A 16846-nucleotide genomic window follows, 5' to 3' on the forward strand; every position below is an offset into this window, starting at 1 on the left:
CGTGTCGGAACTTTACGGAAGCAATGGATCTCGCGACAACCCTCCTCATCGCCGTCGCCCTCGCGATGGATGCGTTTGCCGTCTCGATCAGCGGAGGCGCCACCCTGCGGGAGGATCGGGGGCGATGGGCCCTCATCGCCGGTGCGCTCTTCGGAGGATTCCAGGCAGGGATGCCGGTGCTCGGGTGGCTCGGCGGGGTGACTCTCGCCTCATTCATCGGGATCTGGGGGCCCTGGATCGCCTTCCTCCTGCTTGCCCTGATCGGCGGGAAGATGATCGTCGAGGCGGTGCGGGGGAACGGCGAGAGCGTGCAGTTTGCCGCCGGGAGCATGGCCGTGCTGTTCCTGCTCGCCGTCGCGACGAGCATCGACGCGCTCGCCGTCGGCGTCACGTTCGCCGTGCTGGATACCCCCATCCTCTGGCCCGCAGTCACGATCGGCATCGTGACCTTCGCCCTCTCCGCCGCCGGCGTGCTCGTGGGGAGCTCCTTTGGCCGGGTGTTCGGGCGGAGGGTCGAGATCCTCGGCGGGGTGATTCTGATCGGCATCGGTCTGCGGATCCTGTTCGACCATCTCGCCCTCTGATATTCAGGCGGTCTCGTCCAGGATCCGCCGCATATCGAGGACGAGCTCTTTGCTCTCGGAATCGAGCGCGACGAGCCGCAGATCCTCTGCCGACTTAACACCGATTTCGAGCTCCGCCGCCCGGGCGATCGGGTCCATCTCAAATATCCGGCCCTGCATCACCTCCGGCGTCGTGCCGTGGAGGCGAAGCAGCGCAACTCCGGCGGCATCGAGGGCGACGCGGTCGGTGCTCGCGAGGATGACGTTCGGGGCAATACGGGTGCCCCGCTCGGGCCCACCGGTCGAGAACCCCTCCGTTGCGTCCAGAATAGCGATGTCGCAGGGAAAGAACCGGTTGATCTCGGCGATCATCCTGCGCTGGTGCGGCGACGAATGAAGTTCCGCCATGTAGTTGTAGCCATCCTCCGGGTTTCTCTTCGCCACGGCCCCGACCGGGTTCTTCAGGGAGAGGGAGATATGCCCGCCGAACCGGTGAGTCTTCAGGCAGCAGGTCTGGACCACCGCATCCGCCTCCCGGAAGACCCGGGCGATCAGGAACCCACGCTCCCAGTGGAGACCGTCCGGCGGGATCGCCTCCCACTCCCCGGGAGGGAGGGCGTCGAGCGCCACCACCTCCGCCCCCGTCCTGGCCGCGACGTCGGCGGCGCCCCGGTTCTTCAGCACCGCACCGGTCTCCCCCATCCCGCTCCGCTCACCGAGCCGGACCGTCCGGGCACCGGCATCGCGGACCTGCCCGAGGATCGCTTCCAGCGCATCGGGATGGGTCGTCGCGGGGAACGGGTCGTCGCTGTTGAAGTTCGCCTTGACTGCAACGGTCTTTTTGTCGAGGGAAGGGGTGCCAATCTCCCGCCAGAGCGCTTCGACGGCGTGATAACGATCCGACGCATCGACGATGTAGACTTCGGATGCCGCTGGGGATGCCATGCGCGCAGAGTGCCCCGCCAACCTATAAAAAATGTATGCTGCCGGCCCGGTTCCGGGGAAAACGGCTGATTTGAGGGTGCGACGGGCCGAAGGGCCGGAGCTTGAGAAAACCCGGAGGGTTTTCGAGTTGCGACGGACGGCACGTCCGGAGCTTGAGCACCGTTAGGTGTGAAGGCAGGAGTTTGAGGGAACGCGAAGCGTTTCCGGGCAGGAGTTTGAGAAGACCGGAGGCATTCCAATGATGCCCTCCGGGCATGGGCGCCGGCCGGTCCCGCCGCACCGGACGTCCGGACGATAACCACCTCCGGGCAGGCGGATCCGGGCGCCGCATTCGACACGTATAAGAGCACCACGAGCGCAATACGTAGTAAACCTCAAGGCACCGTAGAGACCGCGCGTCCTCGCGTGGAATGCTTTCAAAAGGCATGCGGGCCCGCCCGCTGCCCCTGAAAGAGTAAAAGGTATGAGGCCAGTACAATCATGACTTCCAGAATGCATACCCCCCACACCACCTGTCCCAGCTGCCACGAAGAGGTCTTCCTGGACGAACTCGTGGGCGGGCGCTGCCCCCTCTGCGGGTATTCCCTCGACGAAGACGAAGGAGCGTGCAGCGACTACGAGGAGACCATCGAGCGCTCCGACCTAGGGTGGATGATCTTCCAATTTTACGTCTTCAAACGGTTCTGCAGCGAGGGAGCAAACCCGCTCCAGGTCATGCAGATCCTCTCCCGGTATGAGGAGCTCACCCAGTGCAACCCCGCCGACGCGGAGAAGATGCAGTTCACTCTGGAAGTTCCGATGAGCCGCTGGGAGCGACTGCTCCCGAAAAAATGCGCGAAATGCGGCAGATTGTTCTTCTCGGGCGGAAAAGCGACGATATCGGGAGACATCTCGTCCCCCGAACACGTAAAATCGTATACCTGCCCGTCCTGCTGATCAGTAGGTCCGGGCAACCAGGGCGGACGTGCCGTTCCCGCCGCAGGCGATGCACGGGCCGTCCGAGACGGCGATCAGGTCCGATCTGATATCGGACCCGAGGATGCTTGCATCCACCGCCGCCTCAATCTTTTCCGCACACTCCTGCGACCCGCACCAGTGGACGACCGCAACCCCGGTCTTCACCGCTGCGGCAGCCTCGTCCAGGGTCCCGGTCACGGCGATCCGTGCGGCCATCGCCTGCCGCGCCGCCTGCGAGAGTTCCTCCCCGAACTGTGCAAGGACGGAGCAGACCCCTTCTACGACGCCCCGGCGATCGAGCGTGGTCTTCCTGCCCGTACGGGTGACGGCGACGACCGTGTTCGCGTCGATATCCCGCGGGCCCACCTCGATCCGCAGCGGGACGCCGCGCATCTCCCAGTGGTAGTACTTCGCGCCCGGGCGCATATCCCGGTCGTCCAGTTTCACGGCGAACCCCGCGTTCCGGAACTCCTCCTGAAGCGCCCCGGCCGCCGCGAGCACCTCTTCGCGTCGTTTTCCGACGATGATCGGCACGATGACGACCTCTATCGGCGCGACCTCCGGCGGGAGCACGAGCCCCTTATCGTCGCCGTGGACGCTTACCACAGCCGCAATCGACCGCTCGGAGATGCCGTAGCAGGTCTGGTAGGCGTACTGCCGCTCCCCGTTCGCGTCCTCGTAGGTGATGTCATAGGTGCGGGAGAAGTGGTCGCCGAGCATGTGCACCGTGCCTATCTGGAGCGTCTTTCCATCGGGCATGATGGTATCGACCGCGATGGTGTAGTCGGCACCCGGGAACTTGTCCCAGGCCGGGCGGCGGGATACGATCACCGGCACCCGGAGGCTGTCGTAGAACTCCCGGTAGAGGCCGAGCGCGACCTCCACCTGTGCCGCCGCCTCCTCCCACGTCGCGTGCACGGTATGTGCCTCCTTAAACGACGTGATCTCCCGGAGACGGATGAGCGGGCGGGTGTGCTTCGTCTCGTAGCGGAACGTATTGACGATCTGGTAGAGTTTCAGGGGCAGGTCCGTGTGGGACCGGATCCAGAGGGAGTACATCGGGTAGATGGCGGTCTCGCTCGTGGGCCGAAGGGCGAGCGGGACGTCGAGCTCGTTCCTGCCGCCGTGGGTGACCCAGTAGACCTCGTCCTCGAAGCCCTTGATGTGCTCGGCCTCCTTCATGAACTCGGTCTCGGGGATCAGGAGCGGAAACATCGTCTCCGCGTGGTCGCGGTCCATAAGGTCCCGGAGTATCCCGTATGCACGCTTCCTGATGCCGAACCCGTGGGGGTACCAGACGTACAGCCCCTTGACCGGGTAGCGGACGTCCATGATCTCGGCTCGCCAGAGAATCTCGTTGTACCACTGGGAAAAATCGTCTTTCCGGGGAAGTACGCCTGTATCTTCTTCCATCCGTCTCGAACCTCAAAAACTGTCGATCTTGCCTCGTTAAGCGATCATACTTAGGATTGCAGGCGTAATAAATGCCTCTACGGCCGCCGCAACCGCGAGGAGCGGGACGACGACCCGGAGAAAGAGGCGGGTGAGAGGCACGGCTCCGGCAGCGGCATCGCCTCCACCCTGCCACTCGTCGATGAGCTCCCGCCCGAGGAGGAGCCCGAGGCCTCCCGCGATGAGGAAGGCAGGGATCTCGAAGATGCCGTGCGGCAGGAGCGCCGCCGCAATGTAGAGCAGACCCTGCTGTTGCCGCACGAGTTCCGTCACCGCACCGATCAAAAGACCGTTGACCGAGAGGATCAGCACTGTGACCACGCCGAGCGAGGCTCCCCCGAGGAAGAGGAGGAGACAGGCGGCCAGGTTGTTTAAGAACAGTTTGACCGCGAGGACCGGCCGGGAGTCGGAGAGGAGGCCCGCTACGACCTGGTTGCGGAAGAGGGTCATGACCTCCGCGCCGATCGACGGGTCGCGGGCCACGGCAAAGACGCCGAGGCCGACCGAGACGGCAAAGAAGACGGCCGCGAGGATCGTGGCCCGGGCGAGCGAGAGTTCAGACATAGAGCACCATCCGCACCAGGTCCCGTATCCCCGGCGCCATGCCGACGACGATCATGGCCAGCAGGATGAGGTGCCAGAGGTCGGGGTTTCCTTCCCGCCGGTACATCTCGAGGACGTATACGGCAGGGACGATCACCGCGATCTTGAGGAGGAACATCGAGAACGCGCTGCCGGTCGCCTCGATCAGGCCCGAGCCCACGACGTGCTGCTCCACGTAGTGGACGGGATGGATATCGATCCCGTAACTTGTCGCGCTCGCATCCAGCATGTGGCCGAAGATGAGGAGTTTATAGAGGATGTTTGAGGCGTAGTCCCACTTCAGCACGTAAACAAGGAACGCCCAGAGGGCGAGCGACGTGACTGTCGCGAGGGCGAGGATGGTAACGAGGACGTCGAGCGCGATCGTCGCCTCGGTGAGGCCGAACCAGACGAGCGCCGCGGTGGCGAGGAGGCAGGCGACGATCCCCGCCCCCCCGTAGACCCGGCTGTAGCGGGCGGTGAGCCCGGCGTTCTCAGCGAGTTTTCCGAGAAAGAGGGCGATCGCCGCGACCGCAAAGATCGAGAAGAAAATCAGGGGCGTGATCAGGAGAAACCGGAGGTCGGAGACGATCATCCCGGTATCCTCGACGACCCGGAGAAGCCCTCCAAGGACGACGAAGGGCATGGTCGCAAGCACCAGTTCGTCGTCGATGGCGATCGAGTAGCGCCGGAGCCCCCGGTAAACGAGGTAGACCGCCGCGATGAGGATCAGGGCGTAGGTCAGCGTATCGACGAGCGTGTACGCCTCGCCGTAACGGATGGGATCTATGTAATATTTGTAGAGGAACTCCCTAATCATTACTGATCTAAATGAGCGCAGACCGCATAAACCTACTCAGAACCAAGGTCTTCGACAAGTCCAAATGGATGCAGCTCCCCCGTGACGTCGTCATCGGCCACGATGTCATCGAGCAGATCCCGGCTGTCTGCGAAGACCTTGCTCTCGGCGATTCTGTGCTCATCGTATCGGGAAGCCGGACGCGGGACGTCGCCGGGAAGAGAGTCGAGGCGCTTCTTGCCGGCTCCTACGACGTTGCGACGTTTGCCGCGAGCGTTGGCGATCCCCTCGAGACGATCAGGAAGGCCGAGGCGGCGGCGGCAGAGGCCGGGTTCGTCATCGGCGTCGGCGGCGGGCGGGTCATCGACACGGCGAAGATCGCCTCCTACAACGCCGACCGTCACTTCATCAGCGTCCCGACCGCCGCATCGCACGACGGCATCGCCTCATCGAGGGCCTCGGTCCCGACCGCCGAAGGGAACGTCTCGCTCGCCGCCGAGCCGCCCATCGCCGTCGTCGCCGATACCGCCATCATCGCTTCGGCGCCTCACCGGCTGCTCGCGTCCGGGTGTGCGGACATCATGGCAAACTGCACCGCAATCCTCGACTGGGAGCTCTCCCACCGTCTTCGGGGCGAACCGATCTCGGAGTATGCCCTGACGCTCTCCCGGATGACCGCCGAGATCCTCTTTCAGAACGCCGACCTCATCAAACCGCACTCAGAGGAGAGTGCCTGGATCGTGACGAAAGCGCTGGTCTCCTCGGGCGTCGCGATGAGCATCGCGGGATCGTCACGGCCCGGGAGCGGCGGCGAGCACAAGTTCTCGCACGCACTGGAGCGGCTCGCACCGGGAAAGGGCCTCCACGGGGAGAAGTGCGGCATAGGGGCCATCATCACGATGTACCTCCACGGCGGGGACTGGGAAGGGATCCGCAGTTCCCTGCAGAAGATCGGTGCACCGACCACCCCCGCCGAGATCGGGGTCGACGACGAGACGGCCGTGGCGGCGCTGCTCGCGGCCCGGACGATCCGGCCGGAACGGTTCACGATACTGGATATGGGGCTGACCGAGGAATCGGCGCGGGACCTCGTGAAGATGCTTTACCGGGAGTGAGACAATGACGAAAGAGAAGACAAAGGTGACGCTGATCGGGGCCGCACTCGCAAAGCCGGGACTTGATTTCGTGTATGAGGGGATCGTGTGCACCGAGTGCGAGGGCTGCAAGGTGCGCAAGGTCTGCCATAACCTGCAGTCGGGGAAGAAGTACCGTGTCGTTGCGGCCCGCCCGAACACCCGGCACGACTGCCCGGTTCACCACGAGGCGGCGGTCGCGGTCGACGTGGTGGAGGCCCCCATCGTCGCGCTGATCGGCGCCGACATGGCGATAGCGAACTCGAAGATCCGCTACGAGTTCTCCTGCCCGAGAAGCGAGTGCCGGAGTTACCGGCTCTGCCGCCCCGACGGCATCATCGAAGGAGAGAAGTACGTCGTCGGGGAGGTTCTCGGCAACGCCCCCGACGTCTGCGAGCGTAGCCGCCCCCTGAAACTGGTGGAACTGCGGCCGGCCTGACGCTACGGCCGGCTCACCCGGGCGAGCCGCCGGGCGAGGTCGAGGAGTTCCTCCCGGTCCTGGAGCGCAGCGAGCCACGACTCCGGGATCGCCTCGCACCCGAAGCGCGCCCCGGCGAGTCCGCCGGCGATCGCCCCAACGGTATCGGCGTCGCCCCCGAGGTTGACCGCCGCGACCACCGCTTCGCGGAAGGAGACGGCATCCATGAAGATACTGACGGCGCAGTGAGTGCAGAGGACGGCGTCGAGCGAGGGCTCGGGCGGATACGCCCGGTAATCCTCGAGCAGCCCCCGGAGTTCCGGGTCGGAGCAGGCCGCAAGGGCACGGCCAAAGGCTACAGGAGCCTCCTCTCCCCGGCACATCCCGCTGACCATGCGGTTGACGAACGCCGAGGCTTCGCCGGCGACGGGGTCGAAGTGCGTGACGGCCGATGCGGCGAGGCTTGCTTCCCGGACTTCCTGTGGCGGGTAGAAGATGCCGACCGGGACCCCGCGCATCACGCTCCCGTTGCTCCTGCTCCCGCCCCGCGCCTCGTACACCGTCCTCGCGGCAGCCGAAGGCGGGACGCCCTTTTCGATCAGGTCGAGGACGGCGCGGGACGTCGGCCCGAAGAACTCCGGATAGGCCCGGTATACCCGAATTAAACGTCGGGCGAAGTCGTCCGGATCGAACTTCCCGCACCCGACGAGGGTCTGCGCCAGGGCTGACGCCTGCAGGGTATCGTCGGTGTACTGGCCGGGGAGGGTGTCATGAATTCCGCCCCCGGACATCTCCGTTACGGCGATTGGGGCCGGCGGGAGGCCTTCCAGGGGCGCGCCCAGAGCGTCGCCTATTGCAAGCCCGATGAACGCTCCGACCGCCCGCATCTTGTGCATATAAAAAGATCACCAACAAATTATATCTACCCGCGGACAGTAGTATTCTTCGAGGAAAGGTGATATCGTGCAAAAGGAAGAGCTGCTCCACTTACATATGCTGTTAGTCCACGTCAGAAAGTACTATGAGAGTACCACCGGAGAGGATGTTCCGACCGACCAGTACAACGCTCTCCGCATCTCACCCGTCCACATCCATAAGAATAAGGTCACCCATAAAAAGGCTATCCTTACGCTGGGCGACGAGATCGTCCACCACATCCGGGCACACCATAATCCCTACATCGAATACCACGCCGATTTTCACTCCGAACGGATTGCAACCGAACATTAAACGATGAACGATACCGACACTCTCCGGGAGATCATCTCCCGCATCCTTTCTACCGGGCCCGGTCCTGCAGACATCCAGAAGATCAAACTTGAGGTCTGCCGGAAATACTGCATCAGTATGCCCAAAAACTCCGCGATCCTCGCCGCCGCCACGCCCGAGGAGCGCGAGCGGCTCCGCCCGATCCTCCTCGTCAAACCCACGCGGACGCTCTCCGGGGTGGCACCCGTCGCGGTGATGACCTCGCCCCACCCCTGCCCCCACGGGAAGTGCCTCCCCTGCCCCGGCGGGCCGGAGCACCCCTTTGCGTCCCCCCAGAGTTACACGGGAGAGGAGCCGGCGGCGCTCCGGGCGAGAGAGCACGCGTTCGACCCCTACAACCAGGTGCAGGCCCGCCTCGGGCAGTTCGAGGCGCTCGGGCACCACGTCGACAAGGCGGAACTGATCGTGATGGGCGGGACGATGACCGCCCGCCCGGTCGATTACCAGGAGTGGTTCGTCGGCGCCGCCGTGCAGGCGATGAACGACTACCCCCGGGCCGGGGTCCCGCCGGAGAAGCCCGATCTCGAGGCGATCTTTGCCGCGAACGAGTCGGCGAGAGTCCGGTGCATCGCGACCACGTTCGAGACGAGGCCGGACTGGTCGCGGGAGGAGCAGATCGACCGGATGCTCGCGATGGGCGTGACCAAGGTCGAACTCGGCGTCCAGCAACTGGACGACCGGATCCTCGACTACAACCGCCGGGGCCACTCGGTCGCGGACTCGGTCGCGGCGAACTGCCTCCTTCGCGACGCCGGGCTGAAGGTTGGGTTCCACGTGATGCCCAACCTCCCCGGAGCAAGCGTTGAGGACGACCGGCGGATGTTTGAGGAGCTCTTCTCCGATGAACGGTTCCGGCCGGACTTCCTGAAGATCTACCCTACCCTGGTGACGCCGGCTTCAGAAATCGAGGCCCTCTGGGAGCGGGGGGAATACCGGCCCTATACCGAGGAGGAACTGATCGACCTCATCGCCTATGGAAAGTCACTCCTCCCGGAGTACGTCCGCCTCCAGCGGATCCAGCGCGACATCCCGGCAAAGCTGATCGTCGCGGGCTCACGGCACAGCAACTTCCGGCAACTTGCAGAGGCGCGGCTTCATTCGCAGGGACTCCGGTGCCGGTGCATCCGCTGCCGCGAGGTCGGCAGGACGGTTGCGCCGGAGGCGGCAACGATCTCGACCAGCGTCTACCGGGCGTGCGGCGGCGAGGAGCGGTTCATCCAGGCGGGCTCCGAGGACGCCCTCGTCGGGTTCGCCCGCCTCAGGTTCCCGCACCGGCCCTTCCGCGACGACCTCGCCGACGCGGCGCTCCTGCGCGAGCTCCATGTCTACGGGAGCGTGGTCCCGATCAGCACCCCGGCGTCCGCCGACGAGTGGCAGCACCGCAGTTTCGGCAGCGAGCTCCTCTCCGCCGCCGAGGAGGAGGCCCGCGATCACGGTTATGGGCACCTCGCGGTGATGAGCGGTGTCGGGGTGCGGCCCTACTACAGGAAACAGGGATATGAACGAGTGGGGCCATATATGATCAAGACGTTCTCATGAAGCCCGCGACGCTCGAGTTTGTGAAGCAGAGGTTCACGGAGTACTACCAGAGGCAGAATCTCACCGTCCCGTCCTCCCTTGAGCAGCGCGAATGGGGTTTCGTCTTCTTCGATGCCGCGGCCGAAGTCCGGATGCGGCGGCATATGGCGTTTATGGACCCGCAGGAACTCGCCGCGTACGTGAAAAGCCTGGTCCCCGCCCACGTCTACTACTCGACGGCCTACTACCAGACGCCGTCGGCGCCGACGATGAACGATAAGCACTGGGCCGGCGCCGACCTGATCTTCGATCTCGATGCCGACCATATCGTCCGCGGCCCCTACGCGATGATGCTTGCACGGGTAAAGGAAGAGACCGAGAAACTGCTCGGGATGCTGACCGACGAACTCGGCTTTGCCAGAAGCCACATCAAGATAGCCTTCTCCGGGGGGCGCGGCTACCACATCCACGTCACCGATATCGCCGTCCGGGGATGGGGGAGCCCGGAGCGGCGCGAGATCGTCGACTACGTCTGCGGCATCGGGCTCGACCCGGCCGTGATGCTCGCTCCGGGAGGCGCGAAAACCGGATGGCGGCGGCGCTACGCCGATGCGCTCCGGGCTCACCTCGCAGGACTCGCGACCCTCGACCCGGCGGAGGCGACGGCCTATCTCGCGGGGCTTGAAGGTATCGGGAAACGAACGGCCGCGGAGTTCCTCGCGGACCTCGACGCCCTCCTCGAGAAGGAGCCACAGGACCTCCTGCAGAACCGGGTCGTCCGGGCGATCGCGGCCGCACCAGACTTCGAGGAGAGGATCCGGGACGCCGGAGCACGTGCTGACGAGCCGGTCACGACCGACATCAAGCGGCTGATCCGAACACCGGGGTCGCTGCACGGCGGCAGCGGGATGCGGGTGGTCCCGCTCGATATCCGGGACTTCGCGGAGTTCGACCCGCTCGTCGATGCGGTGGTCTTCGGCGACCGGGAGGTTCGGGTGGACGTGAAGGCGAACTTCGCCACGTCCCTGCTCGGGAACACCTACACGCTCAAAGCAGGAGTCCAGAGCGTCCCCGAAGCGCTCGCGGTCTTCCTCTGCTGCCGGAACATGGCGGAGATCACCGGGGGTGCTTGAAGCATGGCCACCGACCTCCTTGAGAAACTGCGGCAGATGCTGCTCGACATGCATCACTCGGGAAGGCTCTCGCATATCGAGCCCGGTCTCTACGACGATGCCCGGGCATACGTCGAGAAACTCAAGGCAGACTACTACGGCCTGAAAAACCCCCTGGAGAGCCGGGCGGGGAGCCTGCTCATCGAGGAGATAGGGAGCGTCACCGAGACCGTGCAGGAGATCTTCGCGGTCCGGACCCGGCAGATCCTCGATCTCGCGTTCCAGCAGGTCGAGGGGCAGTACACCGATAAGGAAGAGACCCGGAAGATGCTCCCGGCGGAACGGGCGATGTACGGACAGATCGTCGACGCTATCGAGGGGTGCCGGGAAGCGCTCGTCCACGGGGAAGACTACCCCTTCGGCGGCGGTACGGCCGCCGCTCTCCGGATCGAAGAGACCCCGGAGGCCTCCGGGACCCCGGCAGCCGCCGCTCCCCGTCCCGTCCAATCCCCCTACGCCCTCGTGCATATCCGCTCCAACATGGAGTCGTTCATGGGAGTGGACGGCAGGACCTACGCGTTGGAACGGGGGGATATCGTCACCCTGCCGGAAAACAATGCAGATGTGCTCTGCGAGCACGACATAGCCTTAAATATTAGGCTTAACAAGTAATATAGGTACTCGTATCTATCGAATAGAGGCTACTATCATGAAAATGCCATCAAAATTCAAGACCTACTGCCCGTTCTGCAGAAACCACCAGATTCATGAAGTCGTGAAGGTAAAGAAGGGCAAAGTGCGCCACTTCAACTGGATCGACCGCCAGAAGGGGCGCAGAAGCATGGTGGGCAACATGGGCAAATTCAGCAAGGTGCCCGGCGGCGACAAGCCGACGAAGAGGATCAACGTCAGGTACCGGTGCACGGTCTGTGGAAAGGCGCATCTCCGGCCGGGATTCCGGATCGGTAAATTTGAACTTACGGAGTGAGGTTATTATGGTCCGGGTGAACAGAGAGAACAGGAGCACATTCCTCCGGGTAAAGTGTCCTGACTGTGAGAACGAACAGATAGTCTTTGAGAGAGCGAGTACCGTTGTGGGATGCAATGTCTGCGGGCGTATCCTTGCAGAGCCCCACGGTGGGAAAGCTGATATAAAGGCTGAGATACTGGCAGTACTTGAGTGAAATTCCATGCATGAGAGAGAGTGGCCCGAAGAAGGAGAACTCGTCGTCTGCACGGTCGCGGATGTCAAAGACTTTGCGGCGTTCGTGACCCTGGACGAGTACGACGAGCGAAGAGGGCTTATACCGATATCCGAGATAGCACGGGGCTGGATTAAGTACATCCGGGACTACGTCAGAGAAGGACAGAAGGTTGTCTGCAAAGTCCTGAATGTGGACCCCGATCGCGGCCACATCGACCTCTCGTTAAAAGACGTAAACGAACACCAGCGGCGCGAAAAGATTCACGAGTGGAAGAACGAGCAGAAGGCCGCCAAGTGGATCGGGTTCGCCTCCGAGGCAGCGGGAGTGGACAGGGGCATCATCGAGGAGGCCATATACCGTGAATACGGCCAGCTGTACCCGGCCTTCGAGGATATCGTCACCACCGGCGGCGAGGCGGCAGATCGGCTGAAACTCGACGAACAGGTCAAAAAAGCGCTCATCACCGTCGCGCACGAGAACGTAAAGGTCTCGAGAGTGACCATCACGGGGCATCTCATTCTGACGTCGTCGAGGCCCGACGGCGTCAACGTGATCCGCCGGGCGCTCCGGAGTGCGCAGCCGAAGGTCGAGGATGTGGAGATCGACCTGATCTACGTCGGAGCCCCGAAATACCGGATAAAAGTGACCGCACCCGATTATAAGGAAGCCGAGAAGGCGATCGAGAAGGCAGCAAGCGCCGCCGTCGGCGTGGTCGAGCGGGCGGGCGGCTCCGGCAAGTTTATCCGGAAGCAGAAGGCCGGATAGAACCATATGAGCAATCGCATTCGCCGCTGTCCGGATGACCTGAGGTATACACTCTCCCCGGTCTGCCCGGTCTGCGGCCAGCCATCCCGGCCGGCCCACCCGGCACGCTTTTCCCCGCAGGACAGGTACGGTAACTACAGGAGGGCCGTACGCAGATGGAACACGTCACAGTAACCTTTTTGCGAGACGACAACATCGACGCTCCGGTCCTGGTCGAGGGCCTGCCCGGCATCGGACATGTCGGGAAACTCGTTGCCGACCACCTGATCCATGAACTCGAAGGCGAGAAGATAGGGGAGATCTCTTCGATCCACTTTCCGCCGCAGGTGATCGTCGACGAGGAGGGCGTCACTCATCTCGTCAATAACGAGATCTACCGTTGCGAGAAGGACGGAAGAGCGGTCCTCTTTCTCGTGGGGGATTTCCAGAGCAACTCTGCCGAGGGCCACTATATCCTGGCCGAGCACTACCTCGACATTGCACAAGACCTCGGCGTCCGGCGGGTTTACGCACTCGGGGGCTACGGTGTCGGCCACCTGGTCGAGAACCCGAGGGTGCTCTCCGCCGTCAACATGGGGCATCTCCGGCCGGAGGTGGAGGCCGCAGGGGGGTCGTTTGAGAATGCCGGGAGCGACGGGATGATCGTAGGGGCCTCAGGCCTCCTGCTCGGCCTCGGCGAAGCGCGGGGTATCGAGGGGATCTGCCTGATGGGCGAGACGAGCGGCTACATCGTCGACCCGAAAAGCGCCGACAGCCTCCTTGCGGTCCTCTCCCGCCTGATCGGGATCGAGGTCGACCACACCTCCCTGCAGCAGCGTGCCGAGAACATGGAGCAGATCATAGCAAAGATCCAGGAAGCCGAAGAAGCCCGGGGCCGGGAAGAACTGAGTTATATCGGATAATTCATCTTTTTTTTGCCGCAGGACCTTCCGGCAAACGAAGCCATTGCGGTTCCCACGATATCCTCCGGTGAACTCCCCCACCAGGGCACCCGCGAACCGGCCGATACCAACCCTTAAGACCCACCGAGGACGACAGAGGAGCAATATGGTCACCCTCTACCTCGCCAGATGGGAAACCCGCTTCTGGGCCTGGCTCATCGATATCATCCTGATCGGGCTGCCCCTCTGGGCGCTCTCCGACCGGCTGCCGCCCTCCTGGAGGTTCACGATAGACCCCGGGCTCCTCTCGATAAGCCTCTCCTCGGTCGTCCTCTTCCTCTACTGGACGCTGCTCGAGGGATACCGGGGCCAGTCCATCGGCAAGATGGCGCTGAAGATCCGGGTCACCGGCCGCGCCGGGGAAGATATCGGGTTTGGCGCCGCCGCAATCGAGAGTTTCGGCAAAGCGTTTCTCCTGATCCCCGACTGCCTGATCGGCTGGCTCGCCATGCCGGGCTCAAAACAGCGGCTCTTCAACCGGATCTCCCGTACCATCGTGATAGAGACCCGGGAGCAGGAAGAGCCGGAAGGCGTCACCTACGTGAAGCCCGAGGAGTGAGGATCAGTCCGTGACCACCGGGAGCCCGGCAGCCTTCCAGGCGCTCATGCCGCCTTCGATATCATAGACCTCGCGGAATCCGGCCCCCCGCATCAACTCGCGGACACCGGCGCTCCGCCCGCCCCGTAGACAGCATACGAGATAAGTTCCGTCCGGGTCGAGGCTACCAAGGTGCTCCGAGAAGTCCACCGAGTCGATGTTGATCGCACCCGGGATATGCCCGCCGGCGAACTCGTCCGGTCTCCTGACATCGATGACGACAAACCTCGGGTCTTCCCCCTTCTCTTCGATCAGGGCGGACGCCTCGGCGGGAGAGACGATGCGGATGTTCTGGTCCCCCGATGCCGGACCACCGCCGAGGCATCCGCCGACGAGCACGGCAGCGAGGGTGCTCCCGGCGACGAGCAGGAACACAAGCGGGAGATGAAGGTCGGTCATACACCTATGTCATGACCGCAGAGATAAAAGGGATTTTGGTCCTCCCGACCGCTTCTGCCATCCGTCTTCACCGGCCGGTGCGCGAGCGGGGCTCCTCAGGAAGTATCGTCGAATTCGAGCGGCGTATCGTCGAGAGACATCACCGCACGGAGGGTATCCGGTGTATCCAGGGCTACGACCTCCCCGCCGTCCACCACTGCAACCCGTGTGCAGATTGCCTCCACTTCAGCCACATCGTGAGTCGTAAAGACGATCGTCACCCTCCGCTCGCGGTTCAGCCGCCGGAGCAGGTCCCAGATCTCCCGGCGGCCGGGCTCGTCCAGCCCCTTCGTCGGTTCGGCAAGGAAGAGGACGCCGGGATGTGCAAGAAATGCCCGGGCGATCTCAAGGTGCTGCATCATGGCGGGGGAGTAGGTCTCAACCGCGGCGTCGACATTCCCGGCAATTCCGAAGAGCCCTATGACCTCGGGGATCCTCCTTCTCCGGACCTCGTCGCCCAGGCCGTGCAACCGTGCGTGAAAGTCCAGGTTCTCCCTGCCGGTCAGCGCAGGGTCGAGCACCGACTCCCGGAGGACGAGACCCATGCTCCGCCGCAGGTCCCCGAGATTCCCGAGAATTGCAAGCGGCGAACGCTCGGCAAACCCGGAGACCGGGAAGAGCATCGTCATGAGAATGGCAATCAGGGTCTGTCTATCCTGGCCGCAGGGGCAGAGAATACCAAAGACCTCTCCGCTCTTCACGTCGAACGGGATCGGGCCGCGTGCCTGAAGCCGCTCCAGATGCCGGATCAGGTCCTCAACAGTAAAGGCAGTCGTCATGCTTCTCCGCAAAGATGCGATCGGTCGGAGCGAACCGAGCCGTTCTCAACCACCTGCTACCCCGATGTACACCCGGTATTCCCGGATGACCATCCAACTGCGGAATATTCCTCCGGGATCAGTTATCCGGTTTCCGTTATTCGATTCGAGGAAGGAGGTATTGTTTATCATTATTTTTTATTGTCCCTATATGAATATATCTATCTAAAAAGGATTATAAAATACGCAATTTCTGATTTCTGTTTTCTTCTATACCTCCCTTTTTCCATACAACAGGCAAGAAGCATCGGTCTGTAGAGGGACTCGTGGCAGGTTGGGCGAAGCCGGCCGAGACCGTCCCGGCACGAAGGCCCGCCGGAGGTCATACCGATGAAACTATTTACGGGATGGACCCGTCCGGTAACATCAGGGCTATGGAGACCGAGCTATCCACGATCGCAATTCTGCCGCTCCCCTTCAGCCCGGAGCATATCCTCATCGCGCTGGCAGTCCTCATACCGGCTCTGGTCATATTCAACCTGCTCCTCGTCGCCGAGGGGGCCTTTGAATCGATCGGGCTCCGGTTCTACCAGGCGGTGCTGGTGACCGCGGGAGCGCTGCTCGGCAGCCTGATCGACATCCCGGTAATCCCTGTCGGGGACGCGATCATCGCGGTCAACGTCGGCGGCGCCGTCATCCCCCTCTTCGTGACCCTCGGGGTGGTCGCAGGAGGCCGGGTCTCGGGCTACAAGACCCTCGTCGCCGTCGGTGCCGTATCGCTCGTCGCCTACGCCTTCGCAACGCCTGTCCCGGGTCTCGGGATCACCATGCCGTTCTACATCGCACCCCTCGCCGGGGCTGCCGCAGGACTCCTCCTCGCCCGCGGCTGCCGCACCGCCCCGGGGCTCGCCTACGCCGGGGGAACCATGGGCACCCTGCTCGGCGCCGACATCCTCAACCTCGCAAACCCCGACGTGCTCGCGGCGCTTGCCGGAAGCGGGTCGACCGTCCTCTCCATCGGGGGTGCGGGGATATTCGACGGCATCTTCGTCACCGGCGTGCTGTCGGTCCTGCTCGCGGCGTATGCGGGGAGGAGTCTCCGGGAGAAGGGGGGAGTTTGTTCGCAGGAGAAAACGGAGTGAGGGGGACGAACTCCGGGATGCAGAGTGAACTCACCAAAAATACCGTTTTTTTAAACAAGGTGCGTTGCGCAAAAAACCTAGTGCGCACGAGGTCTCAAAGATTGTAAGCACCCAAACTTGAAACGAGGAAAAAACCCGGTGCAGTGGACCGTGGTGACTGCGCACCTGACGGTGCTCGAGCTCCTGCCCTTTGGCCAGTCGCTTATCGCAAATGGGGGAGGGGTTGCAGGGGAGGGGGGCTTGCCCCCCTC

At 63.3% G+C, this 16846-nt stretch carries 22 protein-coding genes; 15 read left to right on the forward strand and 7 right to left on the reverse strand.

Annotation, left to right across the window (positions count from 1 at the left end; genetic code table 11):
• The first annotated feature begins 23 nt into the window (after positions 1–23).
• Positions 24–584 carry a manganese efflux pump MntP gene (locus tag DIC75_RS09565; protein WP_250987784.1) on the forward strand — a complete coding sequence of 187 codons (561 nt, stop codon included), beginning with the start codon at positions 24–26 and terminating at the stop codon, positions 582–584.
• Between the two features lie 3 nt (positions 585–587).
• On the opposite strand, the gene DIC75_RS09570 is transcribed toward DIC75_RS09565, so the two are convergent.
• On the reverse strand, positions 588–1508 hold the full coding sequence (locus tag DIC75_RS09570; protein WP_250987785.1) for a DUF362 domain-containing protein: 921 nt from the start codon (positions 1506–1508) through the stop codon (positions 588–590).
• Between the two features lie 480 nt (positions 1509–1988).
• Between DIC75_RS09570 and DIC75_RS09575 the strand changes: the two genes are divergently transcribed.
• Complete coding sequence (locus tag DIC75_RS09575; protein ID WP_250987786.1) at positions 1989–2444, forward strand: hypothetical protein; 456 nt, start codon at positions 1989–1991, stop codon at positions 2442–2444.
• Here the strand turns inward: DIC75_RS09575 and proS are convergent, their stop codons facing one another.
• From proS to DIC75_RS09590, 3 genes are read right to left on the reverse strand one after another with little or no spacing between them, the layout of a single operon-like run.
• Complete coding sequence (gene proS / locus DIC75_RS09580; RefSeq protein WP_250987787.1) at positions 2445–3878, reverse strand: proline--tRNA ligase; 1434 nt, start codon at positions 3876–3878, stop codon at positions 2445–2447. It abuts the gene before it with no gap.
• Between the two features lie 36 nt (positions 3879–3914).
• Entirely contained in the window at positions 3915–4481 is a 567-nt protein-coding gene (locus tag DIC75_RS09585; protein WP_250987788.1) for a stage II sporulation protein M, read from the reverse strand.
• Positions 4474–5319, reverse strand: a complete 846-nt coding sequence (locus DIC75_RS09590; RefSeq protein WP_250987789.1) for a DUF63 family protein — start codon at positions 5317–5319, stop codon at positions 4474–4476. Before DIC75_RS09590 ends, DIC75_RS09585 begins: the two co-directional genes overlap by 8 nt.
• 11 nt (positions 5320–5330) lie before the next feature.
• On the opposite strand from DIC75_RS09590, the gene DIC75_RS09595 reads away from it, so the two are divergent.
• Complete coding sequence (locus DIC75_RS09595; RefSeq protein ID WP_250987790.1) at positions 5331–6413, forward strand: NAD(P)-dependent glycerol-1-phosphate dehydrogenase; 1083 nt, start codon at positions 5331–5333, stop codon at positions 6411–6413.
• Positions 6414–6417: 4 nt separating this feature from the next.
• Entirely contained in the window at positions 6418–6870 is a 453-nt protein-coding gene (locus DIC75_RS09600; RefSeq protein ID WP_250987791.1) for a UPF0179 family protein, read from the forward strand.
• Positions 6871–6872: 2 nt separating this feature from the next.
• On the opposite strand, the gene DIC75_RS09605 is transcribed toward DIC75_RS09600, so the two are convergent.
• On the reverse strand, positions 6873–7736 hold the full coding sequence (locus DIC75_RS09605) for an ADP-ribosylglycohydrolase family protein (RefSeq protein ID WP_250987792.1): 864 nt from the start codon (positions 7734–7736) through the stop codon (positions 6873–6875).
• A 76-nt stretch (positions 7737–7812) separates the two neighbouring features.
• Here DIC75_RS09605 and DIC75_RS09610 point away from each other — a divergent pair, with 76 nt between their 5' ends.
• From DIC75_RS09610 to DIC75_RS09655, 10 genes are all read left to right on the forward strand, one after another.
• Positions 7813–8079: a UPF0058 family protein gene (locus tag DIC75_RS09610; protein WP_352151715.1), complete on the forward strand. Its 267-nt coding sequence runs from the start codon at positions 7813–7815 to the stop codon at positions 8077–8079.
• Between the two features lie 3 nt (positions 8080–8082).
• Entirely contained in the window at positions 8083–9657 is a 1575-nt protein-coding gene (locus tag DIC75_RS09615) for a tRNA uridine(34) 5-carboxymethylaminomethyl modification radical SAM/GNAT enzyme Elp3 (protein WP_250987794.1), read from the forward strand.
• A complete protein-coding gene (locus DIC75_RS09620) occupies positions 9654–10769 on the forward strand; it encodes a DNA primase small subunit domain-containing protein (RefSeq protein WP_250987795.1) in 1116 nt (371 codons plus the stop codon). The genes DIC75_RS09615 and DIC75_RS09620 overlap by 4 nt, the downstream gene beginning before the upstream one ends.
• 3 nt (positions 10770–10772) lie before the next feature.
• On the forward strand, positions 10773–11420 hold the full coding sequence (locus DIC75_RS09625; protein WP_250987796.1) for a hypothetical protein: 648 nt from the start codon (positions 10773–10775) through the stop codon (positions 11418–11420).
• Positions 11421–11457: 37 nt separating this feature from the next.
• Positions 11458–11736 (forward strand): 50S ribosomal protein L44e, encoded by a 279-nt coding sequence (locus DIC75_RS09630; RefSeq protein WP_250987797.1) that lies wholly within the window; start codon positions 11458–11460, stop codon positions 11734–11736.
• 7 nt (positions 11737–11743) lie between these two features.
• The gene (locus DIC75_RS09635; protein WP_250987798.1) at positions 11744–11932 is read left to right on the forward strand and encodes a 30S ribosomal protein S27e; all 189 of its coding nucleotides are present in this window, start codon (positions 11744–11746) and stop codon (positions 11930–11932) included.
• Positions 11933–11938: 6 nt separating this feature from the next.
• A complete protein-coding gene (locus tag DIC75_RS09640) occupies positions 11939–12718 on the forward strand; it encodes a translation initiation factor IF-2 subunit alpha (RefSeq protein ID WP_250987799.1) in 780 nt (259 codons plus the stop codon).
• A 6-nt stretch (positions 12719–12724) separates the two neighbouring features.
• Entirely contained in the window at positions 12725–12892 is a 168-nt protein-coding gene (locus DIC75_RS09645; RefSeq protein WP_250987800.1) for an RNA-protein complex protein Nop10, read from the forward strand.
• The gene (locus tag DIC75_RS09650; RefSeq protein ID WP_250987801.1) at positions 12874–13620 is read left to right on the forward strand and encodes a proteasome assembly chaperone family protein; all 747 of its coding nucleotides are present in this window, start codon (positions 12874–12876) and stop codon (positions 13618–13620) included. Before DIC75_RS09645 ends, DIC75_RS09650 begins: the two co-directional genes overlap by 19 nt.
• A 145-nt stretch (positions 13621–13765) precedes the next feature.
• Positions 13766–14218 carry an RDD family protein gene (locus DIC75_RS09655; protein WP_250987802.1) on the forward strand — a complete coding sequence of 151 codons (453 nt, stop codon included), beginning with the start codon at positions 13766–13768 and terminating at the stop codon, positions 14216–14218.
• Between the two features lie 3 nt (positions 14219–14221).
• On the opposite strand, the gene DIC75_RS09660 is transcribed toward DIC75_RS09655, so the two are convergent.
• Together DIC75_RS09660 and DIC75_RS09665 are read right to left on the reverse strand one after the other, a co-directional pair.
• Complete coding sequence (locus tag DIC75_RS09660; protein ID WP_250987803.1) at positions 14222–14656, reverse strand: rhodanese-like domain-containing protein; 435 nt, start codon at positions 14654–14656, stop codon at positions 14222–14224.
• A 95-nt stretch (positions 14657–14751) separates the two neighbouring features.
• Complete coding sequence (locus DIC75_RS09665) at positions 14752–15474, reverse strand: ATP-binding cassette domain-containing protein (RefSeq protein WP_250987804.1); 723 nt, start codon at positions 15472–15474, stop codon at positions 14752–14754.
• Positions 15475–15860: 386 nt separating this feature from the next.
• Between DIC75_RS09665 and DIC75_RS09670 the strand changes: the two genes are divergently transcribed.
• Entirely contained in the window at positions 15861–16595 is a 735-nt protein-coding gene (locus tag DIC75_RS09670; protein ID WP_250987805.1) for a DUF1614 domain-containing protein, read from the forward strand.
• Positions 16596–16846 lie beyond the last annotated feature (251 nt).

Source organism: Methanoculleus oceani, from assembly GCF_023702065.1.
GTDB lineage: Archaea > Halobacteriota > Methanomicrobia > Methanomicrobiales > Methanoculleaceae > Methanoculleus > Methanoculleus oceani.

Bases quoted from the DNA above. Each gene is read 5' to 3' on its own strand.
- DIC75_RS09575 (WP_250987786.1), top strand. From the start codon at position 1,989: ATGACTTCCAGAATGCATACCCCCCACACCACCTGTCCCAGCTGCCAC.
- proS (WP_250987787.1), bottom strand. From the start codon at position 3,878: ATGGAAGAAGATACAGGCGTACTTCCCCGGAAAGACGATTTTTCCCAG.
- DIC75_RS09620 (WP_250987795.1), top strand. From the start codon at position 9,654: ATGAAGCCCGCGACGCTCGAGTTTGTGAAGCAGAGGTTCACGGAGTAC.
- DIC75_RS09570 (WP_250987785.1), bottom strand. From the start codon at position 1,508: ATGGCATCCCCAGCGGCATCCGAAGTCTACATCGTCGATGCGTCGGAT.
- DIC75_RS09615 (WP_250987794.1), top strand. From the start codon at position 8,083: ATGAACGATACCGACACTCTCCGGGAGATCATCTCCCGCATCCTTTCT.
- DIC75_RS09600 (WP_250987791.1), top strand. From the start codon at position 6,418: ATGACGAAAGAGAAGACAAAGGTGACGCTGATCGGGGCCGCACTCGCA.
- DIC75_RS09670 (WP_250987805.1), top strand. From the start codon at position 15,861: ATGGACCCGTCCGGTAACATCAGGGCTATGGAGACCGAGCTATCCACG.
- DIC75_RS09565 (WP_250987784.1), top strand. From the start codon at position 24: ATGGATCTCGCGACAACCCTCCTCATCGCCGTCGCCCTCGCGATGGAT.
- DIC75_RS09640 (WP_250987799.1), top strand. From the start codon at position 11,939: ATGCATGAGAGAGAGTGGCCCGAAGAAGGAGAACTCGTCGTCTGCACG.
- DIC75_RS09660 (WP_250987803.1), bottom strand. From the start codon at position 14,656: ATGACCGACCTTCATCTCCCGCTTGTGTTCCTGCTCGTCGCCGGGAGC.
- DIC75_RS09650 (WP_250987801.1), top strand. From the start codon at position 12,874: ATGGAACACGTCACAGTAACCTTTTTGCGAGACGACAACATCGACGCT.
- DIC75_RS09585 (WP_250987788.1), bottom strand. From the start codon at position 4,481: ATGTCTGAACTCTCGCTCGCCCGGGCCACGATCCTCGCGGCCGTCTTC.
- DIC75_RS09595 (WP_250987790.1), top strand. From the start codon at position 5,331: ATGAGCGCAGACCGCATAAACCTACTCAGAACCAAGGTCTTCGACAAG.
- DIC75_RS09590 (WP_250987789.1), bottom strand. From the start codon at position 5,319: ATGATTAGGGAGTTCCTCTACAAATATTACATAGATCCCATCCGTTAC.
- DIC75_RS09605 (WP_250987792.1), bottom strand. From the start codon at position 7,736: ATGCGGGCGGTCGGAGCGTTCATCGGGCTTGCAATAGGCGACGCTCTG.
- DIC75_RS09665 (WP_250987804.1), bottom strand. From the start codon at position 15,474: ATGACGACTGCCTTTACTGTTGAGGACCTGATCCGGCATCTGGAGCGG.
- DIC75_RS09625 (WP_250987796.1), top strand. From the start codon at position 10,773: ATGGCCACCGACCTCCTTGAGAAACTGCGGCAGATGCTGCTCGACATG.
- DIC75_RS09655 (WP_250987802.1), top strand. From the start codon at position 13,766: ATGGTCACCCTCTACCTCGCCAGATGGGAAACCCGCTTCTGGGCCTGG.
- DIC75_RS09630 (WP_250987797.1), top strand. From the start codon at position 11,458: ATGAAAATGCCATCAAAATTCAAGACCTACTGCCCGTTCTGCAGAAAC.
- DIC75_RS09645 (WP_250987800.1), top strand. From the start codon at position 12,725: ATGAGCAATCGCATTCGCCGCTGTCCGGATGACCTGAGGTATACACTC.
- DIC75_RS09635 (WP_250987798.1), top strand. From the start codon at position 11,744: ATGGTCCGGGTGAACAGAGAGAACAGGAGCACATTCCTCCGGGTAAAG.